Consider the following 24,260-nt stretch of genomic DNA (forward strand, 5'->3'; position numbering starts at 1 on the left):
CCTCGCCCCTCTGGGGAGAGGGTTGGGGTGAGGGGGAGTAACGCAAAGCCATTGTGTAAATTCCTTCTCCCCCTCACCCTGTCCTTCGGACATCCCTCTCCCCAGAGGGGCGAGGGACTAAATCACTTCTTCTCGGCCTTTTTCGGCTGGGTTTTCAGGCTGTCCGGTGTGACGACCACATCGTCGTCCTTCATGCGGTTCGGCAGTTCCTCGGCCTCCTTCACCTCGAAGCGCTGATCTTCGATCTTGCGCGGGAAGGCGTTGTTCGAGACGTCGGCGTCTGCCGTTTCCCACTGAGGATCGATCTCGGCCTGCTTCAGCGTCTTTAACGTCGCATACTGCCAGGTGACCTGACGCGGATCGTAGCGCCACACCTCGGCCGGGATGCGCACGGTCTCAGACGTGCCGTCGGTAAAGTCCATCTTGAGGATCACCGGCATGACCAGCCCGCCCTTGTTACGGAAGGTGAAGTTGTAGAAGTTGTCCTTCACCGCCAATGCTTCCTTCAGTTCCGGCTCGATGTCCTTCTGAAGGTCGGCGTACTTCTTCTTGTCCTTGGCGGTCGGCTCCCACTTGTCGTCGGTATTGTAGTAATCGACGGTGGCCGGGTCGGTCTCGACCACGGTCTTGCCCGTGTTGCGCGCGGCCGTCAGCGAGTCGGGCTGGGCATCGTCCTGCAACTTCTCCCACGCCTTTTCCACGCCCGGATCGCGGGTGTTGAGGCGGGCCTTCTTCACATCGGCCAGTTCGATATCGACATGGTCGGTCGAATAGAACCAGCCGCGCCAGAACCAGTCGAGATCGGTGCCGGAGGCTTCCTCCATGGTGCGGAAGAAGTCGTAGGGCGTCGGGCGCCTGAACTGCCAGCGACGCGAATATTCCTTGAAAGCGAAGTCGAACTTTTCGCGCCCCAGCACGGTTTCGCGCAGGATGGTCAGCGCCGCCGCCGGCTTGCCGTAGGCATTGTTGCCGAACTGCGGGATCGATTCCGAATTGGTCATGATCGGCACCTGATTTTCACTCAGCATGTACTCGACCATCGACTTGGGCTCGCCGCGCCGCGACGGGAAGTCCTTGTCCCATTCCTTTTCGGCCTGAAATTGCAGGAAGGAGTTGATGCCCTCATCGAGCCAAGTCCATTGGCGCTCATCCGAATTGACCGTCATCGGGAACCAGATGTGGCCGATTTCGTGGATGACCACGCCGATCAAGCCGTACTTGGCGCGTTCCGTATAGGTCAGCTCGCCCGTCTTCTTGTCCTTCACCGGGCGCGGGCCGTTGAAGGTGATCATCGGATATTCCATGCCGCCGACCGGGCCGTTGACCGACTGCGCCGTGGGGTAGGGGTAGGCGAAGGCGAACGTGCCGTAGACATTGAGCGTGTGGGCGATCGACTTGGTCGAATAGGCGTCCCACAGGGGGCGCGCCTCCTTGGGGAAGAACGACATGGCCATAACGGTCGGGTGTGCCGGATCGGCGTTCTTTACACCCAGCGCGTCCCAGATGAACTTGCGCGACGAACCGAAGGCGAAGTCGCGGACATTGTCGGCCTTGAATTTCCACGTTTTAGTGCCGGCGGCCTTGCCCTTTTCGGCGGCGGCGGCCTCTTCCGGCGTGACGACATAGACCGGCGCGGCGGCGGTCTTCGCCTGCTCGTAGCGTTTGGCCTGAGCGGCGCTGAGCACCTCGGTCGGGTTGAGCAGTTCACCGGTGGCCGACACCACGTGGTCGGCGGGCACGGTCAGTTCGACGTCGTAATCGCCGAACTCCAGCGTGAACTCGCCTGAGCCGATAAAGGCCTTGTTGTGCCAGCCTTCGTAATCCGAATAGACGGCCAGTCGCGGGAACCACTGCGCTCCAAGAAAAATGCAATTGCCGTCCTCGCCCGGCTTGGTGAAGCACTCATAGCCCGAACGCCCTCCGACCACCTTCGTTTCGGGCAGGGGCACGCTCCAGGACACGGTGAAGGTCAGGCTCTCGCCCGACTTCAGCGGCCGGGCCAGATCGATGCGCATCAGGGTGTCGTTAATGGTGAAGGGCAGGGCCTGACCGTCGGTGCCGGTAACTTTCAGGTCGTTGAAGCCGCCCTCCCACGCCTGCATCCGCTTGACGCGACGGACATCGGCGACGGAGATTTCCCTGACGGGCGACACGGTGTCGGTCAGATTGGCGAGGGAATCGCGCTTGTAGTTATTCTGATCGAGCAGCAGCCACAGATAGCGCAGCGTGTCGGGGGCGTTGTTCTGATAGGTAACGGTTTCGGTCGCCGTCAGGGTGCGCGTGGCCTCGTTCAGGCTGGCCTTGATGCGGTAATCGACCTTCTGCTGCCAGTAGCGGTGGCCCGGCTCACCGGCGGCGTTGCGGTAGTCGGTGGGCGTCGGCCACTCTTCGCCTTCAAGCTGACGGAACTTGTCGACGAAGCGGCCCTTGGTCTGTTCGACCGGATCGGCGAACGCCACGGAGGTCAGGACAGGCGCAGAAACGAGGACGCAGGAAGCCAGCAACAAACGTTTGAACACGGAACACCCCGGAATTTTTCGTATACGTTCCTTTTGCAACGAATTCCGCGGTGTGCGCAAGCCCAAACCTCCTCCCTTGCGAACCTCGGTGAAGCGGGGGAGGTGGCAGCGAATGAAATGAGCTGACGGAGGGGGCAAAACGGTCAGCAATGCCCCCTCCGTCATTTTTCGCTTTCGCTCAAATGCCACCTCCCCCGCTTTGCAGGGGAGGGTTACACCCCCGGTTTCTCCCCGGTGGCGGCCGAAAGCGCCTTTTCGATCGTCACCTGATGCGGGTAGGGGATGAAGATGCCGGCGGCGGCGAATTCTTCCTTGACCGATTTGAGCACATCGGCGCGCACCTGACCGTGCTGGGCGACGGTGACCTGCGCCGTGACCTTAAGCTGCACGCCGTTGTCGGTGAAGTTCTCGACGCCGGACCATACTTCCGGCGTCGACATGGTGCCGGGGTGGGCGGACGTCACCTTTTTGAGGATGCCCAGCGCCTTATCGAGATCGGTGGCGAAGTCGACCGTCACCAGCACAGCCAGCGTGCGGTGGCCGTAGTGGGTGATGTTGATGATGCGGTCGGAAAAGATCTTGGCATTGGGGATATAGACCTTGTGGCTGTCACCATTGGTCAGTTCGGTCGAAAACAGGCCCAGCCGCCCCACTGTCCCCGTGACGTCGCCGATGGTGACCGTATCGCCGATGCGGTAGGGCTTCTGCACCAGCAGCATGATCCCCGAAGCGACATTGGCCAGCGTCCCTTGCAGCGCCAGACCGATGGCCAGAGACGCGGCGCCCAGCACGGTGAGGATCGAGGTGGTCTGCACCCCCAGCCGGTTGAGGATGACCACCAGGCCGACGACCATGATCAGCCACCACACCACCTGCGACAGGAATTCGGGCAGGGTGCGGTCGGCGTCCGAATGGGCGTAGCGCTTGGCGGTGGTCTTGACCGTGTTCGACAGCCATTGCGACAGGAACAGGGTGACCATCAGGATCAGCCCAGCGATCAGCAGGTTCGACAGAAACTCCGAATGCTGCGTCAGGTCGCCCCAGAAATCACGTACATTGGCGACGAAATAGCTGAAACGCGTGGGGAGTTCCTTGAGGTCGAAAGTCATCACGACTCCTTAGAGTTTAGGGAAATACGCTTTGGCTTCGGGACGCCACAGGGTTTTCAGTTCGTTATAGGGCACCACGTAATATTCACCCATGCACGCGCCCATGACATGCGGCAGGTCGGTCAGGCTGAACACCAGCCCCTTGTCGCCGAACGACAGCGAATAGCCGTAGCCGATGTCCTCGGCCACGCACTCGGGGATGTCAGCGTCGCCGACGAACCACGGGGATTTCGGCGTCAGTTTCGCTTTCAGCGCGGCGTATTCCGGCGTGTCGGTCGCAGCGTCGCCCTGATTTGCATAAAGTTTCAGTACGCGGTTAAGGTCCAGCGCCTTGCCGGACTTGAGATCGTAGGTGGTGCGGTTCCAGAAATTGTTCGGGTGTGCGCCGCCGCAATAGGTCGAGCCGGACTCTTCGAGCGTCATCAGTGCGGCGCTGACATAGGTCAGGTCGGTGTTCGTCTCGTCATAGCCGCCCGCCGTGCCGCCGGCGGGGGAATGCGCTTTGCTTTCGCCCAGACAGGAGAGCGCGCCTTCGACCCTCAGCAGCCGACGCCCGTCGAGGATACGATTGGCGGTGGGCAGGGCTTTCGCATCCGGCGCGCGGGTCAGGCGCAGGCCGGTGACGCCGGTCGCCTTATCGGTCACTTCCTGAAAGGCGTAGTTCCCCTTGTCGATCGTCTTGCCCAGAGTCAGGCCGGAATCGTAAAGGCGGCTCAGATAGGGATTATCCAGCGCGCCGACGGGATTGTCGTAATCCAGGCCGGAGCGCAAAAGGGCGGCATCGGCGATACGTCCCGGCGGTGTGAAACGGCGCTCGGCGACCTTTTTCAGCGCGATGTCGCGGTTGATTTTCTTGCCCGCCTGACCCAGCCACTGCCCGCCGAGACCTGCGGGCGTGGCCTTCAGTTGCAGCCTGCCGACCAGCGGGCAGATGTCCTCGTAGCAGTTGGTGCGCTCTTCGAAACTCAGCGTCCCGCTGGCCTTGAGCGGGATATTCAGATGATAGCGGCTGTAGAAATACTGCGCCGTGGTCAGATTGCCCTGCCGGACGATCTCGATCACCACCGGAGCCTTGCCGATCGTGCCTTCATAGACGGTCTGGGTGGCGGGCGCTTGCGCTGCCGCCGGAAACGCCAAAAGCACCAGTGCGAAAAGAACCTTACGCATCCTGTCCCCCCTCTGCGGGCCTGCCGCGCGGTTTGCGCTTCTGCCGGAAGAAGTCTTTTAACACCTGACCCGTCTCGGCCTCAAGCACGCCGCCGGTCACTTCCGGCGCCCAGTGACAGGTCGGCTGGGCGAAGAAGCGCGGGCCGTTGGCCACCGCGCCGCCCTTGGGGTCGGACGCTCCATAGATGACCCGTCCGATGCGGGCATGAGAGAGGGCTCCGGCGCACATGGCGCAAGGTTCCAGCGTCACATAGAGCCACAGGTCGGTCAGTCGATAATTGCCGACCACCTGTCCGGCGGCACGCAAGGCCAGTATTTCCGCATGGGCGGAGGGATCGTTAAGGCTGATCGGCGCATTTTTTGCGCTTGAAACAATGGTTTTACTTGACGGATCGTAGATTAAAGCGCCTATCGGCACCTCGCCGGCCTGGGCGGCCTTTTCGGCCTCGTCCAGCGCCAGACGCATCAGGGTTTCGTCGTTTAATTCCCTTGGTAAATCCATAGGGGTTGATGGCCGGGAAACCGCTGCGGCGTCAAGTTAAAAGGCCCTGCGTGAGCAGGCCCAGTCAGGAATATGATCATGTCTGAAGACAACTCGACCCCAGAGTCTGTGAACGCATCCGCCAATTCCGCTGAAAATGCAGCGTCCGAAGCGGCTCCCGCCAAAAAATCCTATGTCAAAAAGCCGTTCGCCAAAAAGGGCCCGGCTGACAAGTCCTTTGGGAAACCCGCGCGTCCGCCCGAACGCATCGCCAAGGTTCTGGCGCGCGCCGGTCTGGCCTCGCGCCGCGAAGTCGAGCGCCTGATCGGTCTGGGCAAGATCGCCGTCAATGGCCGTCTTCTCGATACGCCGGCGACCACCGTGTCCGCCGAAGACGTCATCACCGTCGAAGGCAAGCCGATCCGCAAGGCCGAGCCCACCCGCGTGTGGCGTTACCACAAGCCGGTCGGCCTGATGACCACCCATCAGGATCCGCAGGGCCGCCCCACCGTGTTCAATTCGCTGCCGGAAGAACTACCGCGCGTGATCTCGGTCGGCCGTCTCGACATCAACTCCGAAGGCCTGCTGCTGCTGACCAATGACGGCGAACTGGCGCGGGCGCTGGAATTGCCCACGACCGGCTGGACGCGCGTCTACCGCGTCCGTGCGCTGGGTCGCACCACGCAGGAGGCGCTCGATACGCTGAAAAACGGCGTGACGGTCGAAGGCGTGCAGTACGGCCCGATCGAAGCCAGGCTCGACAAGGCGCAGGAAAAGGCCGACGGCCGCGCCAATCTTTGGATCACGGTCTCGCTCAACGAAGGCAAGAACCGCGAAGTCCGTAAGGTGCTGGACAGCCTGGGCCTGAAGGTCAACCGCCTGATCCGTCTGGCCTATGGTCCGTTCCAGCTTGGCGATATCGAGCCGGGCGAGGTCGAGGAAATCGGCCCGCGCGTCGTGCGCGAACTGCTGGGCGAGAAGATCGATCCGCGCAACCTGCCGCCGGAAGGCGAAACCCAGACCCGTACGCCGATGCGCCTGCGCCGCACCGACGGCGAAGGCACCGGCGGCCGTCGTGGCGGCGGCGAGCGCTTTGCCGCCCGTGGTGAGGGCCGTCCCGACCGTGAAGAGCGCCGCGAACGTCCGGTCAGCAAGGAAGAAGCCTTCCGCCGCAAGTACGAAGCCAAGAACTTCGGCGACCGCGATTTCGACGAGCGTCCGCGCTTCGAAGGCGACGGTCCGGCGCGCGATCGCCGTCCGGAACGTGAAGAACGCGAATGGAAGCCGCGCGCCGAGCGTCCGCGCGGAGAATTCAAGCCGCGTTCGGAAGGCGGTTTCAAGTCCCGCGGTGAAGGCGACTTCAAGCCGCGTGGCGACCGTAATTTCGGCGATCGCCCGCAGCGTGATTTCAAACCGCGGGGCGAAGGTGAGTTCAAACCCCGCGGTGATCGTCCGCAACGTGACTTCAAGCCACGCGGTGAGGGTGATTTCAAACCGCGCGGTGAGCGTAGCTTCGGCGACAAGCCGCGCTTCGACAAACCGCGCGGGGAACGCAGCTTCGGCGACCGCCCGCCGCGCGATTTCAAGCCCCGTGCGGAAGGTGACTTCAAGCCTCGTGGTGATCGTCCGCAGCGTGACTTCAAACCGCGTGGTGAAAGCGATGCCCCGCGTGGTGACTTCAAGCCGCGTTTCGACAAACCGCGCGGGGAACGCAGCTTCGGTGACCGCCCGCAACGCGATTTCAAACCCCGTGGTGAGGGTGATTTCAAACCCCGCAGTGACCGTCCGCAGCGCGACTTCAAGCCACGTGGCGAGGGCGATGCCCCGCGTGGTGACTTCAAGCCGCGCTTCGACAAACCGCGCGGGGAACGCAGCTTCGGCGACCGCCCGCAACGCGATTTCAAGCCGCGCGGCGAAGGGGACTTCAAACCCCGCAGTGACCGTCCGGCGGGCAAGTCGTTCGGTGGAAAGCCCGATGGGGGTAAGTCCTTCGGCGGTAAGCCGGGTGGCTTCAAGCCCGGTGGTCGTCCCGCTGGCCGTACGGGGGGTTTTTCCGGTGGCCCGCGCAAGCCGCGTCCGGAATAATCCCGGATGCGCATTGTCGGTGGTGAATTTCGCGGGCGCGCCCTGAGTGCGCCCGACGGCCAGAATACCCGTCCCACCTCGGACCGGGCGCGTCAGGCCGTGTTCAATATTCTGGAGCACGCGGAATTTGCCCCAAACCTCAACGGCGCGCGGGTGATGGACGTCTTCGCCGGTTCCGGCGCCCTGGGGCTGGAGGCCCTGTCGCGCGGTGCGGCCTTCTGCCTGTTCGTCGATACGGACGACGCGGCGCGCGGTGCCATCCGCGACAATGTCGAAGCCTTCGGTTTGTTCGGGGTCACGCGCATCCACCGCCGCGACGCGACTCAACTGGGCGTGCGCCCCGGCAGCGCGGCCGAGGCCTTCGATCTTGTTTTCATGGATCCGCCCTATCGTAAGGGTTTGGTACAGCCCGCGCTCGAGGCGTTGCAAACCGGGAAGTGGCTGAGCGACGAGGCCCTGATCGTGGTCGAAATGGCGGCGGATGAGGACTTTTTTGCCACGGGTATGTGGCAAATAATCGACACGCGGACCTATGGTCCGGCGCAGGTCCTGTTCCTGAAACAAAAAATTCTTACTGATTTTTAACTATTCAAGTTATTGATTTATAACGTTATTATCTGACGGTTCGGCGAACCTGTGGCGAAATTGACCCATTTTGCAGAAAATTCGTATTGACGAGTTTTTTATTGTGTCCCCAATATGTCCTTAACAAGGTGTAAACCGTGTGTTTCGGCACGATTAATGCACCGATGCTCCTTAAGGGGCGGGACTGAACTGTTATAAATTGGGGTGATGTTATGACGGCAGAAGCGATCAAGTTCGAAGGCGGAAAGAAGCGCCGCGATGGTCTGAAGGTAATCCTGATGGCCGGTCTCAGCGTTCAGGCCTGGGCCTTCCTGATGGGTGTCGGGATTATCGTTCTCAACGTGACGCGTTGATTTTGCAGCCTGTGGCGTTTGCCGCGGGTTTTTTTGTGGCCGATTTCAGCCGGAGGCAGGGTTCAGGGGAAAACTGACCTTGCGTTTCCGGTTATCGGTTTTTCCCAAGTTTTGGGTCCGGGGTTCGGTCTGAGGGGATATCAGATCGCATGAGCCGACGGGGGGAGTGGGGCTGGGGTGAGCGCGCCGGACTGTGCGCGTTCACCCTGATCGCCCTTGCAGGATTTTTAGTCCAAGATTTTTGACCACGGAAAACACAGAAAGCACGGACTTCGAGGCCTTGAAAGGTCTCTGCCGAAGGCCTTTGCATAACTTGCGGCAAGCGCGGTTTCAGACGCTTCGCGCGAAACATCTCACGCAAAGACGTCCGTGCTTTATGAGTTTTCCCTGGCTAAAACCTACCGACGCCCGAACAGCTTTTCGATGTCTTTCAGTTTAAGCTCGACATAGGTCGGGCGGCCATGATTGCACTGACCAGAATGGGGTGTGGCCTCCATCTGGCGCAGGAGCGCGTTCATCTCCGACGCCGACAGACGCCGCCCGGCGCGCACCGAGTTGCGGCAGGCCATATTGCCGCAGATTTCCGCCATCTGCTCTTTCAATAGCAGGGCCTGACCGTTTTCGGCGATGTCGTCGGCCAGGTCGCGGATCAGCCCCGCCACGTCGCCGTCACCGATCAGGGCCGGGACTTCGCGCACCAGAATCGTCGCCGGGCCAAAGCTTTCGATCATCAGGCCGAAGCCTTCGAGGTCCTCGCGCCGGGCCATCAGGCGGCTGACATCGGCGGGGTCGAGATCGACGATTTCCGGAATGAGCAGGGTCTGACGCGCCACATGGCCCTCGGCCATCATGGTCTTCATCCGCTCATAGACCAGCCGTTCGTGGGCGGCGTGCTGATCAACGATGATGAGGCCGTCCCTGGTTTGGGCGAGGATATAGGTTTCGTGCAATTGGGCCCTCGCGGCGCCCAGGGGATAGGCTTCGAACTCCGGCGGCAGGGGTTGGCTGAGCGTCGACAGATCGACACCCATCTCGGCGACGCCGATTTCTGCGGGCATGTCCATCACGGGTGCCGCCTCAACAAAGTCTTTTTCGACAAAGTCTTTTTCGACTCTGGCCGACGGCGCAAAGGTCAGGTCGGCATTCCATGCGGGCTGATAGTTCGGATGCGGTTGCTCCGGCGTGGCATAGGCGTGCGGCTGGTAGCCTGCCCCCAAAGCACTGAAATGCAGGGACAGGGTGGGCTGCATCGGCGCGCGATAGCCGGACGACAGCGGATTAAAGGCATTGAGGGCCTGATCGGCCACCGTGGTCGCCGCGCGGTGCCCGGCACTGGCCAGCGCGTGTTTCAGCGCGCCGATGATCAGGCCGCGCACCAGATTGGGATCGCGGAAGCGCACCTCGGCCTTGGCCGGGTGGACGTTGACGTCTATATCCTGCGGGTCGGTCTCGACATAGAGCACCGCCATCGGGTGACGGTCGCGGGCGAGGAAGTCGGCATAGGCCCCGCGTAACGCCCCGGTCAGCAGTTTGTCGCGCACCGGGCGGCCGTTGACGAACAGGTACTGGTGCTGGGCATTGCCGCGCGAAAAGGTCGGCAGGCCCGCATAGCCGGTCAGCCGCACGCCCTCGCGCTGCTGATCGATGAGGAGGGCGTTCTGGCCGAAATCATCCCCCAGCAGCGCGGCGAGACGTTTCAGGCGACCCTCGAAACCCTTCTCTTCAGGATAGAGACGCAAGGACCGCTTGCCGTCGATCGTCAGCGAAAAGCCGACCTCTTCGTGGGCCATGGCTTGCCGCTTGACCTCTTCGGTGATGGCCATGTTCTCGGCGCGGTCGGTCTTCATGAACTTCAGCCGCGCCGGCGTGGCGTAGAAGAGGTCCTTCAGTTCGACCCGCGTGCCGTGCGGCCGCGAAAAGGCGGCCGGACGCAGCGGTGACAGCGCTCCGGCATCGACCGTAATGGCAATTGCGCCGTCCATATTTTCGGCGCGCGAGGTGATGTCGAGGCGCGCCACCGAGCCCATGGAGGGCAGGGCCTCACCGCGGAACCCGAGGGTCTGGATGTGCAGCAGATCCCAGGTGCCGTCGGGCCGAGGCTTGAGCTTGGAGGTGGCGTGGCGCTCGACCGCCAGCGGCAGGTCGTCTTCGTCCATGCCGCGCCCGTTGTCCTCGATCAGGATGCGCGACAGGCCGCCCATATCGGCGAAGATGTCGATCTGCGTCGCGCCGGCGTCGATGGCATTTTCGACCAGTTCCTTGATAGCCGAAGCCGGACGCTCGACCACCTCGCCAGCGGCGATGCGGTTGATGGTGTCCTGAGGGAGGCGGGAGATATAGGCCATTGACCCAATTTAGGTGAGTCCGGTGGTGGGGGCAATGTCTGGAACGGATTGGCCACGGAAAACACGGATTCTGAGCCCTAACACCTCTCTCGCCCGAAGCGCTTTCATCTTGCTTGCGGTACAAAGGCATGAAGGCGCTTCGCGCGAAGTATCCGCACAATGAAGTCCGTGTTTTCCGTGCTTTCCGTGGTTCAGCCCGTCAAGGCTTCTTGAACACCAGCACGAAGCGATCGGTCTTGCCGCGTACCGCCGGGTCGAAGACGTTCAGGTCACGCTTGTCTTCCGGATGGCTGAGGATGTCTTTATCTTCGGCCAGAACGAAGCCCGCCGCCTTGAGGTCGGCGACGACGCGGGCCTTGTCGATGCGATGGGTGGTATTGGTCGCGGCGATATCCGAGCCCGCCGGGGCGTGGTGATCGACGATGATATACAGGCCGCCCGGCTTGATCTGGTGGAACAGGGCGCTGTTCATCGCCAGGGCGTTCTGATCTTTTTCGTTGTAGGTGTCGTGATAGATCATGCTCGACACCACGACATCATAGGGCCTTTGCGGCGTCGGGATGGCCACGAAGGGCGCGATGACGGCGCGGATATTGGCGCGTTGGGCGGTCATTTCCTCCAGCGCCGGGCCCATCTTGTAGTAATCGACCCAGCCCTGCGGGTTCTGGACATAGACCGTGCCTTGCGGGCCGACGGCGCTGGACAGGAGCCACGACAGATAGCCCTGACCCGCGCCCATATCGAGGACGCTGTCGCCCGGTTTGACGTGATGCAGCAGGAAATCGACCTCGCTGCGGCGCATTTCGTCGCGCTCGCGCTGCTTGGCGGGGCGGTCGGTCGCGGCGAAGGCGGCTTCGGCGGCTTTCGAGTCGATGGGGTGGGCCGAGACGCTGAAGGCGGACGCAGACAGGCACAGGCCGAAGGCGATGGCGCGCAAGGTGTTCATGGTTCTCTCCCTGAAAAGCGGGGAGAGGGTGCCGCAATCCCGCCGTTCTGACAAATGACAAACGGGTAATAAAAAGACCGCCCGAAGGCGGCCTTTTAAGAATATCGATAGGGAGGCGATTACAGGCCAGGCAGCTTGAAGGACTTTTCCTTCTTCTGCTCGATCGTCACCTTGCCGTCGCCCAGCAGCGACTTGATGCGGGCGGCTTCGGCGTCCGGGTCGATGGCGTTGACTTCGCCGGCGATGACGGAGTTGATCGACGGGGCCGGCGCGGGTGTCGTGTCCTTCTTCCAGAACAGTATCTTGTCGGCGAAGCCCTCTTCCTTATAGGCGAGGTCGCCGAATTCGTCGTCGACGACGTAGCGGGCCAGCGGGTCGGCCTTATCGGCGCCGGCCTTGGTCGCCAGAACCTTTTCGCCTTCCGAGCGCATGATGGCCTGACGCTGACCCAGCAGGGCCTCGCGCGCGGCGCTTTCGGGTTGCAGTTCCTGCGGGCGCGGCTCGCCCGGCGCGGGCGGACGCAGCGCGAAGTCCGGCGGCACGACCAGCGGCGCCTTGGTCACGACGCGGAATTCGTCGGGCACGACCTTGTTCAGGCCCAGCGCGCTCTTGGTCGAGTTGCACCCCGTCAGACCGACGCCGGCGATCAGCACCAGACCCGCCACTACTTTGACCGACTTCATTCTTCGCTCCGAATTAGCACCCCTCCCGTCAGCGACGGGCCGGAGAGTGTTACTTGCTTTTCGCGGCCCTGCCAAGGGCCAGCGTTTAACCTTGTTTTGTCTCTTCCTTGTTGAGGAAGAAGACGTCGACGAACAACAGGGCCACGCCGATATTGATGGCGGCGTCGGCGATGTTGAACACCCACGGAAAGCCCAGCCCCGAAAAATCGAGAAAATCGACCACGCCGCCGTAGATGATACGGTCGATGGCGTTGCCGATAGCCCCCCCGGCCACGAGCGCCAGCCCCAGACCGAGGGTTTTGCGCGTAGTGCGGCGGACCCAGTCGATCAGAAAGGCCGATACGATCAGCGAGAACAGGGTGAGCAGCCAGCGGCCGATCCCTTCCGAATGGAAGAAACCGAAGCTGACGCCCTTGTTCCACACCATGCTGAACGAGAAGATGGGCGAAATCTTGACCTGTCCGAGACTGGGCAGTTGCAGACCGTACAAAATCCAGTTCTTGCTGATCTGATCGAGGATCAGGCCGATCCCGCCGATCAGCAGCATCTGCCGCCCCAGCGCCGTCGTGTGCGGCGGAGCGAAGTGGGTTTTGAGTTTGGCTTGGAAATCAGACATGGATTTACCGGTTTAAATCTATCCTCACCTCTCCCTGAGGGAGAGGGTGGCCCGTTAGGGCCGGGTGAGGGGGAAAAGGCAGAACGTGCGCAATTGGCAGTTCCCCCTCACCCCAACCCTCTCCCTCAAGGGAGAGGGGGCTAGTGTCCGTGCGCGGCGTCCCATTCGGCGACGGCTTCGGCATCGCGCAAGGACAGGTCCGGATAGCGCGGGTCTGAACCTACTTCGGGCAGGATGCGCCACGACCGTTGGCACTTGTTGCCATGCGCCAAATTGACGACCACCCCAATCATTTTATCAGGAACTCTAACTGCCTGTCCAAAAACAATGCTTCCAAAAGTCGCAGAGCCAATATTTGATTTTACTTTCGTTGCAAAGAAAGCGTCATCAGGCGCAACACCGCTTACTAGAGTCGCTTGTGATGTGCGGAAGACTTCTGCCGCGTCGATGCCATCAAAAGCAGCAATAAGAGGTTCAGAGTCAATGAAAACAGTCGGCGCGGCCTCTAACGCAGAGCCAATTTCTTGGTTCTTACGCTTCTCTTCCAGAGCCGACGTGACGACCGACAGCACTTCCTCGACCTTTTCCCAGCGACCGGCCTCGGCGGCATTGTGCCATTCGGCCGGCACGGCGGGCAGGGTGCGGTACAGATTCTCCGGCGCGTCCGGATAGCGATAGCTCCACGCCTCTTCGGTGGTGAAGACCATGATCGGGGCCAGCCACGCGGTCAGGCGCTCCAGCAGGATATTCATCACCGTGCGGCAGGCGCGGCGCTTCACATCCGACGGCTTGTCGCAATAGAGGCTGTCCTTGCGGATGTCGAAATAGAGCGACGACAGGGTCTGCGAGGCGAAATCGGCCACCGGACGGATGACGGCGGCGAAGTCGTAGACGTCGTAGGCGGCGCGCACCCTGGTATCCAATTCGTGCACGCGGTGCAGGATGTAGCGCTCCAGCGACGGCAGGTCCTGATAATCGACGGCCTCAGCGTCCGTATAGCCATTCAGCGCGCCCAGCAAGTAGCGCAGCGAATTGCGCAGCTTGCGATAGGCGTCGACGGTCGTCTGAATGATCTGCTTGCCGATGCGCAGGTCGTCGGAATAGTCCGACAGGGCGACCCACAGGCGCAGGATTTCGACGCCCGATTCCTTGGCGATGTCCTGCGGGGCGACGACATTGCCCTTGGACTTCGACATCTTCTCACCCTGTTCGTCGAGGACGAAACCGTGGGTCAGGACGGCCTTGTACGGCGCGCGACCGCGCGTGCCGCAGCTTTCCAGCAGCGACGACTGGAACCAGCCGCGGTGCTGATCCGAACCTTCGAGATAGAGGTCGGCCGGGCTGTGCGTGTGGTCGCGGCCTTCCAGCGTAAAGGCGTGGGTCGAGCCGGAGTCGAACCACACATCCAGAATATCCGTGACCTTCTCATAGTCCGCGGGGTTGTAGCCGTTACCGAGGAAGTCTTCGTCCGGGCGCGTGAACCAGGCGTCCGCGCCTTCGGCGGCAATCAGCTTGATGATGTGGTCGTTGACGGCTTCGTCCTTCAGCGGCTCGCCGGTCTTTTTGTCCACATACATGGCCAGCGGCGTGCCCCAGTTGCGCTGACGGCTGATCAGCCAGTCGGGGCGGGTCTCGACCATCGAGCCGATGCGGTTGCGGCCCTGATCGGGGTAGAATGCGGTCTCGGAGATGGCTTTCAGCGCGGTGTCACGCAGGCCGCCGTCCATGCGGATAAACCATTGGGGCGTATTGCGAAAGATCACCGGGGCCTTGGAGCGCCAAGAGTGCGGGTAGGAGTGATCGACGCGACCGCGCGCCAGCAGCCCAGCTCTTGAATCTTTCTGACCGGCTTCGATCAGCTTTTCCATCACCACCTTGTTGGCGTCGCCGAACTTGCCAGCCTTCTTGCCTTCGGTTTCGAGGACTTTCAGGCCCGCAAATAGCGGCACATGCGGGTAATAGGCCCCGTCCGGATCGACCGTATCGGGGATGGAATCCAACGAATAGCCGTGCTTGAGCCACACCAGATAGTCGTCCGCGCCGTGGCCGGGGGCCGTGTGCACGAAGCCCGTACCGGCATCGTCGGTGACGTGATCACCGGCCAGCATGGGCACGTCGAAGCCGTAGCCTTCATCGAGCGCCGCCAGCGGGTGGGCGAGGGTGAGGCCATCGCAATCGACATCGGCCTGAACCAAAGTCCATGCGGTGATATTGCCTGCCGTTCGCACGGATTCAGCCAGCTTTTCAGCGACGATCATGCGATCTCCGACCTTGGCCCACGGCGCGAAGCCGAGCGTTTCTTCGGAAGCCACTTCTGTGACTTCATAGAGCGAATAGCTGATCTTCGGGTTGAAGCTGACGGCGCGGTTGGCCGGGATGGTCCACGGCGTGGTGGTCCAGATCACGACGGAAGCGCCCTGCATCCTCCCCTGCGTAGCGGGGGAGGGGGACCGCGAAGCGGTGGAGGGGGCGTTCAGAGCGGAGTCATCCCCCTCCGTCGGCGACGCTGCGCGCGCCGCCACCTCCCTATCTTCGCCTGACGGCTCGACAGGGAGGAGGGATTTCACCGGGAACTTCACCCAGATGGTTGGGCTGACGTGTGGGTGGTATTCGACCTCGGCGTCGGCCAGAGCCGTGCGCTCGACCGGCGACCACATGACGGGTTTTGAGCCGCGATAAAGCTGACCGGACATCAGGAACTTGTGGAACTCGGCCGTCACCTTCGCTTCGGTGTCGAAGTCCATGGTGGCGTAGCGCGCGTCCCAGTCACCCAGGACGCCCAGACGCTTGAATTCTTCGCGCTGCACGCCGATCCACTCGGCGGCGTATTCGCGGCAGGCCTTGCGGAACTCGGCGGCGGGCACCTCGTCCTTCTTGCGGCCCTTCTGACGGAACTGCTCCTCGATCTTCCATTCGATGGGCAGGCCGTGGCAGTCCCAACCGGGCACATAATCGACGTCGTAGCCCATCAGGAACTTCGAGCGCACCACGAAATCCTTGAGGATCTTGTTCAGGGCGTGACCGATATGGATATTGCCGTTGGCGTAGGGCGGGCCGTCGTGCAGCACGAACAGCGGGGCGTTCTTCGCCTGACGCGCCTTGCGCACGCTGTGGTACAGGTCGGACTCTTCCCACTTTTTGAGCATTTCCGGCTCGGCCTTGGGCAGGCCGGCGCGCATCGGAAAGGCGGTTTCGGGCAGGAAGACGGTTTCGCGGTAATCGCGGGAAGGATGTTCGGACATGAATCCTGAATTCTCTGGGAGGGGATACGGTCAAAAAGGCGTGGCGATATACTCCCAGCGCAAGACCCGGTGCGGGTGGCTTACGCTGGGCTTCAAATTCGAAGCTGCGCCCGTATCGTCAACATGGAGGCAGCGTTTATCAGAGGCCGCCGGGATTGCCTAGAGTCGCGGAGAGAAAAGTGGGTAAATGCCGCCTCTCCCTTGAGGGAGAGGGCAGGGGTGGAGGGGAAGGCTGTGGTGCGAAATCCCCCTCACCCGTCGCTTCGCGCCACCCTCTCCCTCAAGGGAGAGGGAGATATTCCGTCCTGACAAAAACTGTCAGCATTAGGTGTAGCCTCATGCTCAGGAGGTGCCCATGCGTAAGGTCGACCTGAAACGCGAGCGCAAGACGCTCTATACCGCCCCGGCCGGTCAGTTCGTGCTGATCGAAGTGCCGCCCATGCCTTTCCTTATGATCGACGGCCACGGCAGCCCCGATGCGCCGCCCTTTGCCGAGGCCATGGAGGCGCTGTTCTCCGTCGCCTACGGGCTGAAATTCATGAGCAAGGTCGAGTGTCAGAGCGATTACACCGTCCCGCCGATGGAAGGTCTGTGGTGGGCGGAGCGCTATGAAAGTTTCTACGACCGCGACAAGGACCTGTGGTCGTGGCGGATCATGGTGCCTCAGCCGGACTGGATCACGCCGGACATGTTCGCCCGCGCGGTGGTCGGGGCCGGGCGCAAGGGCAAAGGCGGTGTTGCGCTGGGCCGGCTGCGGCTGGAGACCTATGACGAGGGCCTGAGCGTCCAGACCCTGCATCTGGGCTCGTACGATGAAGAGGGCCCATTGATCGCCCGGCTGCATGAGTGGCTCAGGCAGAACGGGCTGGCCGAGACCCATCCCCACCATGAGATTTATCTGTCCGATCCGCGCCGTACGGCACCGGAAAAGCTGAAGACGCTGCTGAGACAGCCGGTGCGGCGGTTATCATCCTCCCCCGCATAGCGGGGGAGGTGGACGCGAAGCGGACGGAGGGGGCAAAGTTGTGCAACGCCCCCTCCGTCAGTCTCGTTACACTCGACTGCCACCTCCCCCGTACGCTTCGCTACAGGGGAGGATGTATTACGTCCCGAAATACGCCTGTGCCGTTTCGGCATCTTTGGCAATCTGCGCCTTTAGGTCGTCAAAGGACGGGAACTTCTCTTCCGGGCGCAGATAATGCAGCAGTTCGACCTCGATCGTCTGGTCGTAGATTTCGTGGTCCAGCCCGAAGATATGCGTCTCGAAGCGCTCCGACAGGCCGCCCACGGTCGGGCGTTTGCCGAAATTGGTGACGCTGCCCAAGACCCGCCCGTCGGCCAAACGCGTGCGCGTCACATAGACCCCGTATTTCGGACGCAGATAGTCGCCCAGTTCGATATTGGCCGTTGGAAAGCCGATCTGGCGGCCGATCTGATCGCCGCGCGTCACCACGCCCTCAAAGGCCTGAGGGCGGCCCAGCACGTGCCCGGCCAGTTGCGCATCCCCGGCTTCCAGCGCGTCGCGGACGGCGGAGGACGACAGCTTATGGCCCGTTTCGTCGGTCTGGCACGGGGTGACGGCGGTGGTGAAGCCCATTTGCGTCCCGAAAGCGCGGAGCGTTTCCGCCGAGCCCATGCCCTGCGTCCCGTAACGGAAGTCGAAGCCGCAACTGATGTGGCTGAGTTTCAGGTGGCCGTGCAGGATCTGCTGCGTAAAGGCTTCCGCCGTCAGGGCCGACAGGGTCTCGTCGAAGCGCAGAACGAAGACATATTCCACGCCCAGAGCCGCGAAGGCGCGGACCTGCTGATCCAGCGTCATCAGGCGGAAGGGCGTGATGGCCTTGCCCGCGCGCGCCAGAAAGAAGGCTTGCGGGTGCGGATCGAAACAGACGACGGCAGACGGCGCGCCCAGCCTGCGCCCGGCGGCGATGGCGTTTTCGATCACCCGCTGGTGCCCGCGATGCACGCCGTCGAAACTGCCGATGGCCGCGCAGGCTTCGGTCGGCCACTCTTCACCGTGGGCGGCGTCGTTCAGCGCCTGCGCGTGCAGTTTGCCGCCGGCGTCGAGGGTGAGGAGAAACGCTTTTGCCACGATGCTTAAGCCGGTTTGCGCGGGGCGATGACCTCGGCCACGCCCTTGGCATAAGTCTTGCCGCCGACGCTGGCGACGGTGGTGAGCGTCACCAGGCCGGTCTTGGGCTGGATGTCGGTGACGGTCAGCGCGATGGTCACCACGTCGTCGATCTTCACGGCGCGCTTGAAGTTCAGTGATTGCGACACATAGATGCTGCCACGACCGGGCAGGCCCCCGGCGATGGCCGCTGAAATCCACGCATTGAGCAAGGCGCCGTGCGCGATGCGGCCCTTGAACGGCGTGGTCGCGGCGTAGGCCTCATCGACATGGACCGGGTTGTGGTCCTCCGACACCTCGGCAAAGGCGCGGATGGCGGTGTCGGTGGCGGTAAAGGTACGTTCCAGGCTCTGACCGACGGTCAGGTCTTCCAGATACACGGTAACGGGGTCGGTCATGGGAAAATCCGGTGGCTTTGGGCTGATCTAGGCCCGCTCAGGCCGTTTGCCAAGTGTGACGCTACAGAATCCGTCGTCTCAAACCGGCGAAAAACTGTCCCGATTTGACATTATTTTTCAAACGCGGTTCACAAAACGCGGGTTTTTTATGGTTAATTATAATTATATGGCTGAATTAATGGGGAAATTTAGAGTGACGCCTTTAACTCTATTTTATCCGCTTGCTGCGATTATGCCTAGGTCAGATGTGAAGGGCCTGCATAAGGCGGGCCCGTAATACTTAAAAAGGTGGGCACACTCACATGGCCGTCGATATGTCCATGCCGATCCTGGTGGTCGATGATTACAAGACCATGCTGCGGATCATTTCCAATCTGCTGAAGCAGTTGGGATTCGAGAACATCGAGGAAGCGTCGGATGGCGCTGAAGCCCTCGAAAAGATGAAGAAAACCAGCTACGGTCTGGTCATTTCCGACTGGAACATGGAGCCCATGACGGGCTATGAACTCCTGTTGAAGGTGCGGTCGGACGATTCGCTGAAGCGGACGCCCTTCATCATGGTCACGGCGGAATCCAAGACCGAGAACGTGATCGCCGCCAAGAAGGCCGGCGTGAACAACTACATCGTCAAGCCGTTCAACGGCGCGACGCTGAAGCAGAAGATCACCGCCGTCCTCGGCGAATTCTAAGTTTATTGACCGACTTTAAGCAGGTTCAAATGGGCCAGGTTGCACCCAAACAAGCTGAATCTCCCGAACTGGAGTCCGTTGACGCGGCTCTGGAGGCGGTGATGGAGCCCAAGCTGATCAATCTGATGCAGCAGTCCGAGGCCCTTGTCAGCCTGATGCGGGAATTCTTCCAGCAGCTCGACAAGCGTCGCGCCGGAGAATTCGCTGTCATCGCCGGCTATATCGCCAAGGCCAAGGAAGAGATCCGCGAGTTGCGTCCGCACGATCTGTCGCAGGAACGCATTCCTACGGCGGGTGCGGAACTCGAAGCCATCACCCGTGACACGGAAAACGCCACGCACAACATCATGAACGCCGCCGAGGCGATCATGGGCATGGATGCGTCGGACCCCAAGGCCTACAAGGCGGCGGTGGACGACGAAGTGATGAAGATTTTCGAAGCCTGCTCGTTTCAGGACATCACCGGTCAGCGCGTGTCGAAGGTCGTCAACGTCCTCAAGCAGATTGAGGAGCGCGTCGGCAAGCTGGCGGCGACCCTCGGTGTGGAAGACAAGGATGTCGAGCTGACCGAGCGTGAAAAGCGCGCCCGCGATTTACTGCTCAACGGCCCGGCCATCGGCGGTCCGGAAACCCGTCAGGACGCCATCGACGCCATGTTCGATGAAGGTTTTGCGGCTCCGGAGCTGAAACCCCAAGCCCCCAGGGTCGAGACCCCGAAGCCTGAAGCCCCCAAGGTCGAAGCGAAGGTCGCAGCCCCCAAGGCGGAACCGAAGCCTGAACCCAAACCGGCCCCGGCCCCTGCCGCCAAAGCAGCGCCCGCGCCCGCGCCGGCCCCGGTATCCGAGCCCCAATCTCAGCCCCAATCTCAGGATGACATCGACGCCCTGTTCGATACACCTTCCAACGAGCCCCAGTCGCAGGACGATATCGACGCCCTGTTCGACATGTCTCCGGAAGATATGAACAAGACCAATTCGCAGGACGATATCGACGCCCTGTTCGATTGATCGGACAAAGCTTTACAAGATAACGGACAGAGGCCGGTCAACGGCCCTTCCCACAGGCCTTCGTGATGGTGGCCCGCAAACCCCTTCCGTCCCTATCCGGAAGGGGTTTTTGCTGTCTTCCGATGAGAGGAGATGACTTGCGTAGTTTGTTGGATACAGCGCCTTGGCTACTGGGCTACGCGTTTACGTTTGGAGGGTTCGCATTCCTCTTCTGGTTTGCGCTGCACCGCCGCCGCAAATGGGTTGCCTTCGCTCTCTCGGCCTTTTTCAACCTGGCTAATGTTCTGGTGTGGCATGTAATGACGCTGGACTGCATTTTGGCGCGCCAAATCTCGGCGGGGCTCATGATCCTTGCCGGTCTGTTGATACTGGTATTGCGCTGGTTGATGCCGGAGCGACCGTCGTGGCGGCGTCTGGGATAGATCAGGCGCGCAGGGCGGCCAGTTGCTCGGACAGGTCGGGCAGGGCGCGCTGGTCGATAGCGGTGCAGATCTGCTTCACATCGACATAGCTGAACGGCTTGGGCAGCAGATAGTCGGCCTGTTCGCGCCGCGCCTTGTTTAGCATGGTGCGGATGATCACCGGGTCGTTGCGCTGACCGGCCGACATGATGCCGATGGGCGTGCCCCTGGCGCGCTCACGCAACTCGGCCATGTGATCGAGAATATTGTCCTGCCCCAGAAAAATATCGGCCAGAATCAGGTAGAAGTCGCGGATATCGAGCTGTGCGCGCGCCTCGGCCAGAGAGCTGGCGACCACGGTCAGGCAGCCTTGCTGCGCGAACATGCGGGCGATGATGCGCGCCTGCGTGGCGCTGTCTTCTATAATCAAAACGGTACGGGACAAAGGCGTCACCAACGCTTGCGTTTACAGTTCCCTTATTTTCGCGCGAACCTGTTGATAAAATCTTACCGGCGTATCAGCGCGTTACCACGCCAGCGCCGGCGAGACGTAGCGGGCACTGGCGTTCTGGGTCTCCAGCACCTTGACCAGCAGTTGCGCGTCCAGTTCGCCCGCCGCATTGGTGGCTTCGACCGCGTGGATGCCCGCTGCGATAAAGATGAGGTCCAGCCCCTGACCGTTGGCGCCTAGCACGTCGGTCGGCAGGCCGTCGCCGATGGCGAGGATGCGCGACTTGTCCACCGGAGAGCCGGCGGCTTTCTCCAGCGCCTGATAGCAGAGGTCATAGATGGGGGCGTAGGGCTTGCCGGCCATGATGACTTCACCGCCCAAGGCCATGTAGATGTCGGCCAGCGTGCCGGCGCAGTAGATGATGGTGTCTCCGCGCTGGACAATGCGGTCGGGATTGGCGCAGATCATCGGGATCTTGCGCGCCGCGGCGGCTTTCAGGTCCGGGTGGTATTGCGCCAGCGTATCGTTCTCGTCGTCGAACAGACCGGTGCAGGAGATGAAGGCGGCGGTGTCCGGCGTGCCGCTCAGATCGACGTCAAGGCCTTCATACAGCGGCAGGTCGCGGTCCGGCCCGATGACCCAGGCCGAACCCCTGGGTGCGTAGTCGGTCAGAAAGCTGCGGGTGGCATCGCCGGACGAGACGATGGCCGAGAAGGCGTCTTCGTGCACGCCGAGGTCGGCCAGTTGCTTTTGCAGTCCGTCCCACGGGCGCGGCGAGTTGGAGATCAGCACGACCGGCCCGCGCTCGGCCTTGAAATGGCGCAGGGCCTCGTAGGCTGCGGGGAAATGCCACTTGCCGTTATGGATGACACCCCAGATGTCGCAGAAGACCGCATCGTAATCGGCGGCGATGGCGGACAGGCGGGTCAGCAGGTGCGGGGCGGTCATGGGAGGCTCCGGACAAACAAAAAGGGAGAGCGATGCCCTCCCTTTAGACGTTACTATTCGCGATGGCCAGAATTTAAACTTTCAGAACCAGACCTCTATGCCCGGCGGCGCGGCGGCGGCAGGGTCGATTTGATGAAGCCCGCCGGCGGGGCGGTCTCAAGCAGCACCTGCTCCTTGATAGCGCGTGGTTCGCCGAACAGGTGGCCCTGGGCGTAGGCGACCTCGATTTCGAGGATGTCTACCACCTGACGCTCGTTTTCGACCTTTTCGGCGACGACTTCGATGCCGTAACGGCCCAGCAGGTTGGCGTAGTCGCCGGCGTGGATGTCCTTGAGGAAGCGCAGGGCTGGCTTGCCGTCGATATTGAGCAACTGATCGAGCAGCACATTGGCGCCGATCTTCACATAACGCACGTCCGAGCGTTGCAGGTCGCTGAGGTCGAGGTCGATCGACGTCACCTTGTCCAGCGAGAACTTGAAGCCCATATCGGCCAGACGCGCCATGTGGCGGGCCTCGAGCGCGCCGCGCGCCGCATAGGCGCTCTGGCCCAGTTCGAAGATTACCGAGTCGGCCAGATCGCGGTTCTCGTTGAGAAATTCGAGGAACTGCGGGAAGAAGACCTCGTCGCGCAGCGACGTCAGCGAGATGTTGCAGAAGATGCCGATGCGCCGGTCCTGTTTGGCCAGACGGCGCACGATCTGCACGCAACGGAACAGCAGCAGGTTGTCGATCGACGGCACGAGGCCTTCGGGCTCGGCCACGGCCAGATATTCGGCGGGCATCAGCACGCGACCGCCGGCGTCGCGCAGGCGCGAGAAGCTCTCATAGAAGATGGTCTTGCGCTGGGGCAGGGAGACGACCGGCTGAAGGTACAGGTCGACGCGGTTGTCGATCAGCGCCTCGCGCACCGTCTCGATCAGGGCCAGCGCCTGCTGCTCCTGACGCGACAGGGTGACGGGCTTTGCCGGCAGGGCGGTCGCGTGAGTTTGAGCCGCGTTTTGGGCAGGTCCGGCGCGCCAGTCGGACAGGCGCTCCTCGATGCTCTCGCCCAGCTTGAGCACAAGGTTTTCGAGCATCTTGACCTCGGTGGTCAGTTCCTCGGTATGGCCGACGCGCTGATGCTGAACGCGGTCGGCCAGTTCGACCATGTCCTTTTGCGTGACGTCGATGGCTTCGACCATCAGGCGGTGGGCGTCGCGCACCAGATCGATCTCTTTCGACAGGCGGCGTTCCGACAGGTACTGATTGACGAAATTATGGATGGCGAAGCAGACCGCCAGCGTGGCCAGGGCCGCCGCGATGCAGGCCCCCGTGTCCGACCCGCCGGTATAAAGCGACATGGCGGCGCCCAGCGACAGGAACAAATAGGTTCCCATCAGCAGAATGGAGGTCAGTCTACCCATCGCGTGTACCTGTGAACAGCCGCGCCGAATCGCGCTTAAGGCGACTATGCGGCGATTTGTGTCGCAAGCCAAGCGAACGTTAATATTTATTAACAGCGAGTTAAGAGAGATTAGGCCAAAAGGCCGTCGGTGGCGCGGCGGAACGGACCGTTATAGGCCGGATCGATCTTGCGGCGGCGGTCCGGGCCGAAATAGGCGGCGCAGCGGATATAGGGGCGCGGGCGCATGACCACGGCGTCGAGGCGGCTCAGCAGGGCGCGCGCCGTCAAGGGCTTGGCCACGAACTCATTGACGCCGGCGTCGCGGGCCTCGACCACGCGCGAACGCTCGGAATGGCCGGTGATCATCACCACGGGCAGGTAAGGATTGACCGAGTCGCTGGCCGTTCGGAGCATCCGCGTGAATTCCACGCCGTCGATCGGATACATGTTGAAATCGACCAGGGCGATGTCGGCCGGGAACTGCCGCAGGATGTCGAAGGCTTCGGCGCCGTCACGCGCTTCGCGCACGTCGCGGATGCCGGAGCCCTTTAGAATGGCCAGCACGATTGAACGCATATGCTGGTTATCCTCGACCAGCAGAATTTTCAGAGTCCCGTAATCCGCCATATCCCCCGAAGTCCGGATCACGCCGTCCCTATGTGCCAGTACGCGGCCGCGGCGTTTCTTTTGCAAACCTGTGACAAAGAGTAGCGCTGTTAC

Annotated in this window: 22 protein-coding genes; 7 read left to right on the forward strand and 15 right to left on the reverse strand. The window is 61.9% G+C overall.

The features are described from left to right. Positions 1-122 precede the first annotated feature (122 nt). From LH365_RS05475 to LH365_RS05490, 4 genes are all read right to left on the reverse strand, one after another. Positions 123-2,519 (reverse strand): M1 family metallopeptidase, encoded by a 2,397-nt coding sequence (locus LH365_RS05475; protein ID WP_226745162.1) that lies wholly within the window; start codon positions 2,517-2,519, stop codon positions 123-125. Positions 2,520-2,731: 212 nt separating this feature from the next. After that, positions 2,732-3,628, reverse strand: coding sequence for a mechanosensitive ion channel family protein (locus tag LH365_RS05480; protein ID WP_226745163.1), 897 nt, complete (start codon positions 3,626-3,628; stop codon positions 2,732-2,734). A 9-nt stretch (positions 3,629-3,637) separates the two neighbouring features. After that, positions 3,638-4,795: a hypothetical protein gene (locus LH365_RS05485; RefSeq protein WP_226745164.1), complete on the reverse strand. Its 1,158-nt coding sequence runs from the start codon at positions 4,793-4,795 to the stop codon at positions 3,638-3,640. Continuing rightward, positions 4,788-5,261 carry a nucleoside deaminase gene (locus tag LH365_RS05490; RefSeq protein ID WP_255606704.1) on the reverse strand — a complete coding sequence of 158 codons (474 nt, stop codon included), beginning with the start codon at positions 5,259-5,261 and terminating at the stop codon, positions 4,788-4,790. Before LH365_RS05490 ends, LH365_RS05485 begins: the two co-directional genes overlap by 8 nt. Before the next feature lie 114 nt (positions 5,262-5,375). On the opposite strand from LH365_RS05490, the gene LH365_RS05495 reads away from it, so the two are divergent. The 3 genes from LH365_RS05495 (at position 5,376) to LH365_RS05505 (ending at position 8,299) form a co-directional block, all read left to right on the forward strand. Then, positions 5,376-7,361 carry a pseudouridine synthase gene (locus tag LH365_RS05495; RefSeq protein WP_226745166.1) on the forward strand — a complete coding sequence of 662 codons (1,986 nt, stop codon included), beginning with the start codon at positions 5,376-5,378 and terminating at the stop codon, positions 7,359-7,361. 6 nt (positions 7,362-7,367) lie between these two features. Continuing rightward, the gene (gene rsmD, locus LH365_RS05500; protein ID WP_226745167.1) at positions 7,368-7,946 is read left to right on the forward strand and encodes a 16S rRNA (guanine(966)-N(2))-methyltransferase RsmD; all 579 of its coding nucleotides are present in this window, start codon (positions 7,368-7,370) and stop codon (positions 7,944-7,946) included. 212 nt (positions 7,947-8,158) lie between these two features. Then, positions 8,159-8,299: a hypothetical protein gene (locus LH365_RS05505; RefSeq protein WP_226745168.1), complete on the forward strand. Its 141-nt coding sequence runs from the start codon at positions 8,159-8,161 to the stop codon at positions 8,297-8,299. Between the two features lie 398 nt (positions 8,300-8,697). Here LH365_RS05505 and mutL read toward each other — a convergent pair whose 3' ends face one another. The 5 genes from mutL to ileS form a co-directional block, all read right to left on the reverse strand. After that, positions 8,698-10,644 carry a DNA mismatch repair endonuclease MutL gene (mutL, locus tag LH365_RS05510; protein ID WP_226745169.1) on the reverse strand — a complete coding sequence of 649 codons (1,947 nt, stop codon included), beginning with the start codon at positions 10,642-10,644 and terminating at the stop codon, positions 8,698-8,700. 199 nt (positions 10,645-10,843) lie between these two features. Beyond that, on the reverse strand, positions 10,844-11,590 hold the full coding sequence (locus LH365_RS05515; RefSeq protein ID WP_226745170.1) for a fibrillarin-like rRNA/tRNA 2'-O-methyltransferase: 747 nt from the start codon (positions 11,588-11,590) through the stop codon (positions 10,844-10,846). 119 nt (positions 11,591-11,709) lie between these two features. Next, positions 11,710-12,273 carry a DUF3035 domain-containing protein gene (locus LH365_RS05520; RefSeq protein ID WP_226745171.1) on the reverse strand — a complete coding sequence of 188 codons (564 nt, stop codon included), beginning with the start codon at positions 12,271-12,273 and terminating at the stop codon, positions 11,710-11,712. Positions 12,274-12,358: 85 nt separating this feature from the next. Continuing rightward, on the reverse strand, positions 12,359-12,889 hold the full coding sequence (gene lspA / locus LH365_RS05525; RefSeq protein ID WP_226745172.1) for a signal peptidase II: 531 nt from the start codon (positions 12,887-12,889) through the stop codon (positions 12,359-12,361). A gap of 140 nt (positions 12,890-13,029) precedes the next feature. Next, the gene (gene ileS / locus LH365_RS05530; protein WP_226745173.1) at positions 13,030-16,131 is read right to left on the reverse strand and encodes an isoleucine--tRNA ligase; all 3,102 of its coding nucleotides are present in this window, start codon (positions 16,129-16,131) and stop codon (positions 13,030-13,032) included. Positions 16,132-16,486: 355 nt separating this feature from the next. Between ileS and LH365_RS05535 the strand changes: the two genes are divergently transcribed. Beyond that, positions 16,487-17,116 carry a GyrI-like domain-containing protein gene (locus tag LH365_RS05535; protein WP_226745174.1) on the forward strand — a complete coding sequence of 210 codons (630 nt, stop codon included), beginning with the start codon at positions 16,487-16,489 and terminating at the stop codon, positions 17,114-17,116. Positions 17,117-17,233: 117 nt separating this feature from the next. On the opposite strand, the gene ribF is transcribed toward LH365_RS05535, so the two are convergent. Beyond that, positions 17,234-18,223, reverse strand: coding sequence for a riboflavin biosynthesis protein RibF (ribF, locus tag LH365_RS05540; RefSeq protein ID WP_370639742.1), 990 nt, complete (start codon positions 18,221-18,223; stop codon positions 17,234-17,236). A gap of 5 nt (positions 18,224-18,228) precedes the next feature. Beyond that, positions 18,229-18,660 carry a MaoC family dehydratase gene (locus tag LH365_RS05545; protein ID WP_226745175.1) on the reverse strand — a complete coding sequence of 144 codons (432 nt, stop codon included), beginning with the start codon at positions 18,658-18,660 and terminating at the stop codon, positions 18,229-18,231. 302 nt (positions 18,661-18,962) lie between these two features. Here LH365_RS05545 and LH365_RS05550 point away from each other — a divergent pair, with 302 nt between their 5' ends. From LH365_RS05550 to LH365_RS05560, 3 genes are all read left to right on the forward strand, one after another. After that, positions 18,963-19,349: a response regulator gene (locus LH365_RS05550; protein ID WP_107874664.1), complete on the forward strand. Its 387-nt coding sequence runs from the start codon at positions 18,963-18,965 to the stop codon at positions 19,347-19,349. Positions 19,350-19,378: 29 nt separating this feature from the next. Beyond that, the gene (locus tag LH365_RS05555; protein ID WP_226745176.1) at positions 19,379-20,356 is read left to right on the forward strand and encodes a protein phosphatase CheZ; all 978 of its coding nucleotides are present in this window, start codon (positions 19,379-19,381) and stop codon (positions 20,354-20,356) included. A gap of 137 nt (positions 20,357-20,493) precedes the next feature. Next, the gene (locus tag LH365_RS05560; RefSeq protein ID WP_226745177.1) at positions 20,494-20,778 is read left to right on the forward strand and encodes a hypothetical protein; all 285 of its coding nucleotides are present in this window, start codon (positions 20,494-20,496) and stop codon (positions 20,776-20,778) included. Between the two features lies 1 nt (position 20,779). Here the strand turns inward: LH365_RS05560 and LH365_RS05565 are convergent, their stop codons facing one another. The 4 genes from LH365_RS05565 to LH365_RS05580 form a co-directional block, all read right to left on the reverse strand. Continuing rightward, positions 20,780-21,202, reverse strand: coding sequence for a response regulator (locus tag LH365_RS05565; protein ID WP_226745178.1), 423 nt, complete (start codon positions 21,200-21,202; stop codon positions 20,780-20,782). 81 nt (positions 21,203-21,283) lie between these two features. Beyond that, a complete protein-coding gene (locus tag LH365_RS05570) occupies positions 21,284-22,156 on the reverse strand; it encodes a TIGR01459 family HAD-type hydrolase (protein WP_226745179.1) in 873 nt (290 codons plus the stop codon). Positions 22,157-22,251: 95 nt separating this feature from the next. Beyond that, complete coding sequence (locus LH365_RS05575; protein ID WP_226745180.1) at positions 22,252-23,559, reverse strand: EAL domain-containing protein; 1,308 nt, start codon at positions 23,557-23,559, stop codon at positions 22,252-22,254. A gap of 110 nt (positions 23,560-23,669) precedes the next feature. Continuing rightward, the gene (locus LH365_RS05580; RefSeq protein WP_226745452.1) at positions 23,670-24,167 is read right to left on the reverse strand and encodes a response regulator; all 498 of its coding nucleotides are present in this window, start codon (positions 24,165-24,167) and stop codon (positions 23,670-23,672) included. Between the last annotated feature and the right edge of the window lie 93 nt (positions 24,168-24,260).

This window comes from Asticcacaulis sp. AND118, assembly GCF_020535245.1.
Taxonomy (GTDB): domain Bacteria; phylum Pseudomonadota; class Alphaproteobacteria; order Caulobacterales; family Caulobacteraceae; genus Asticcacaulis.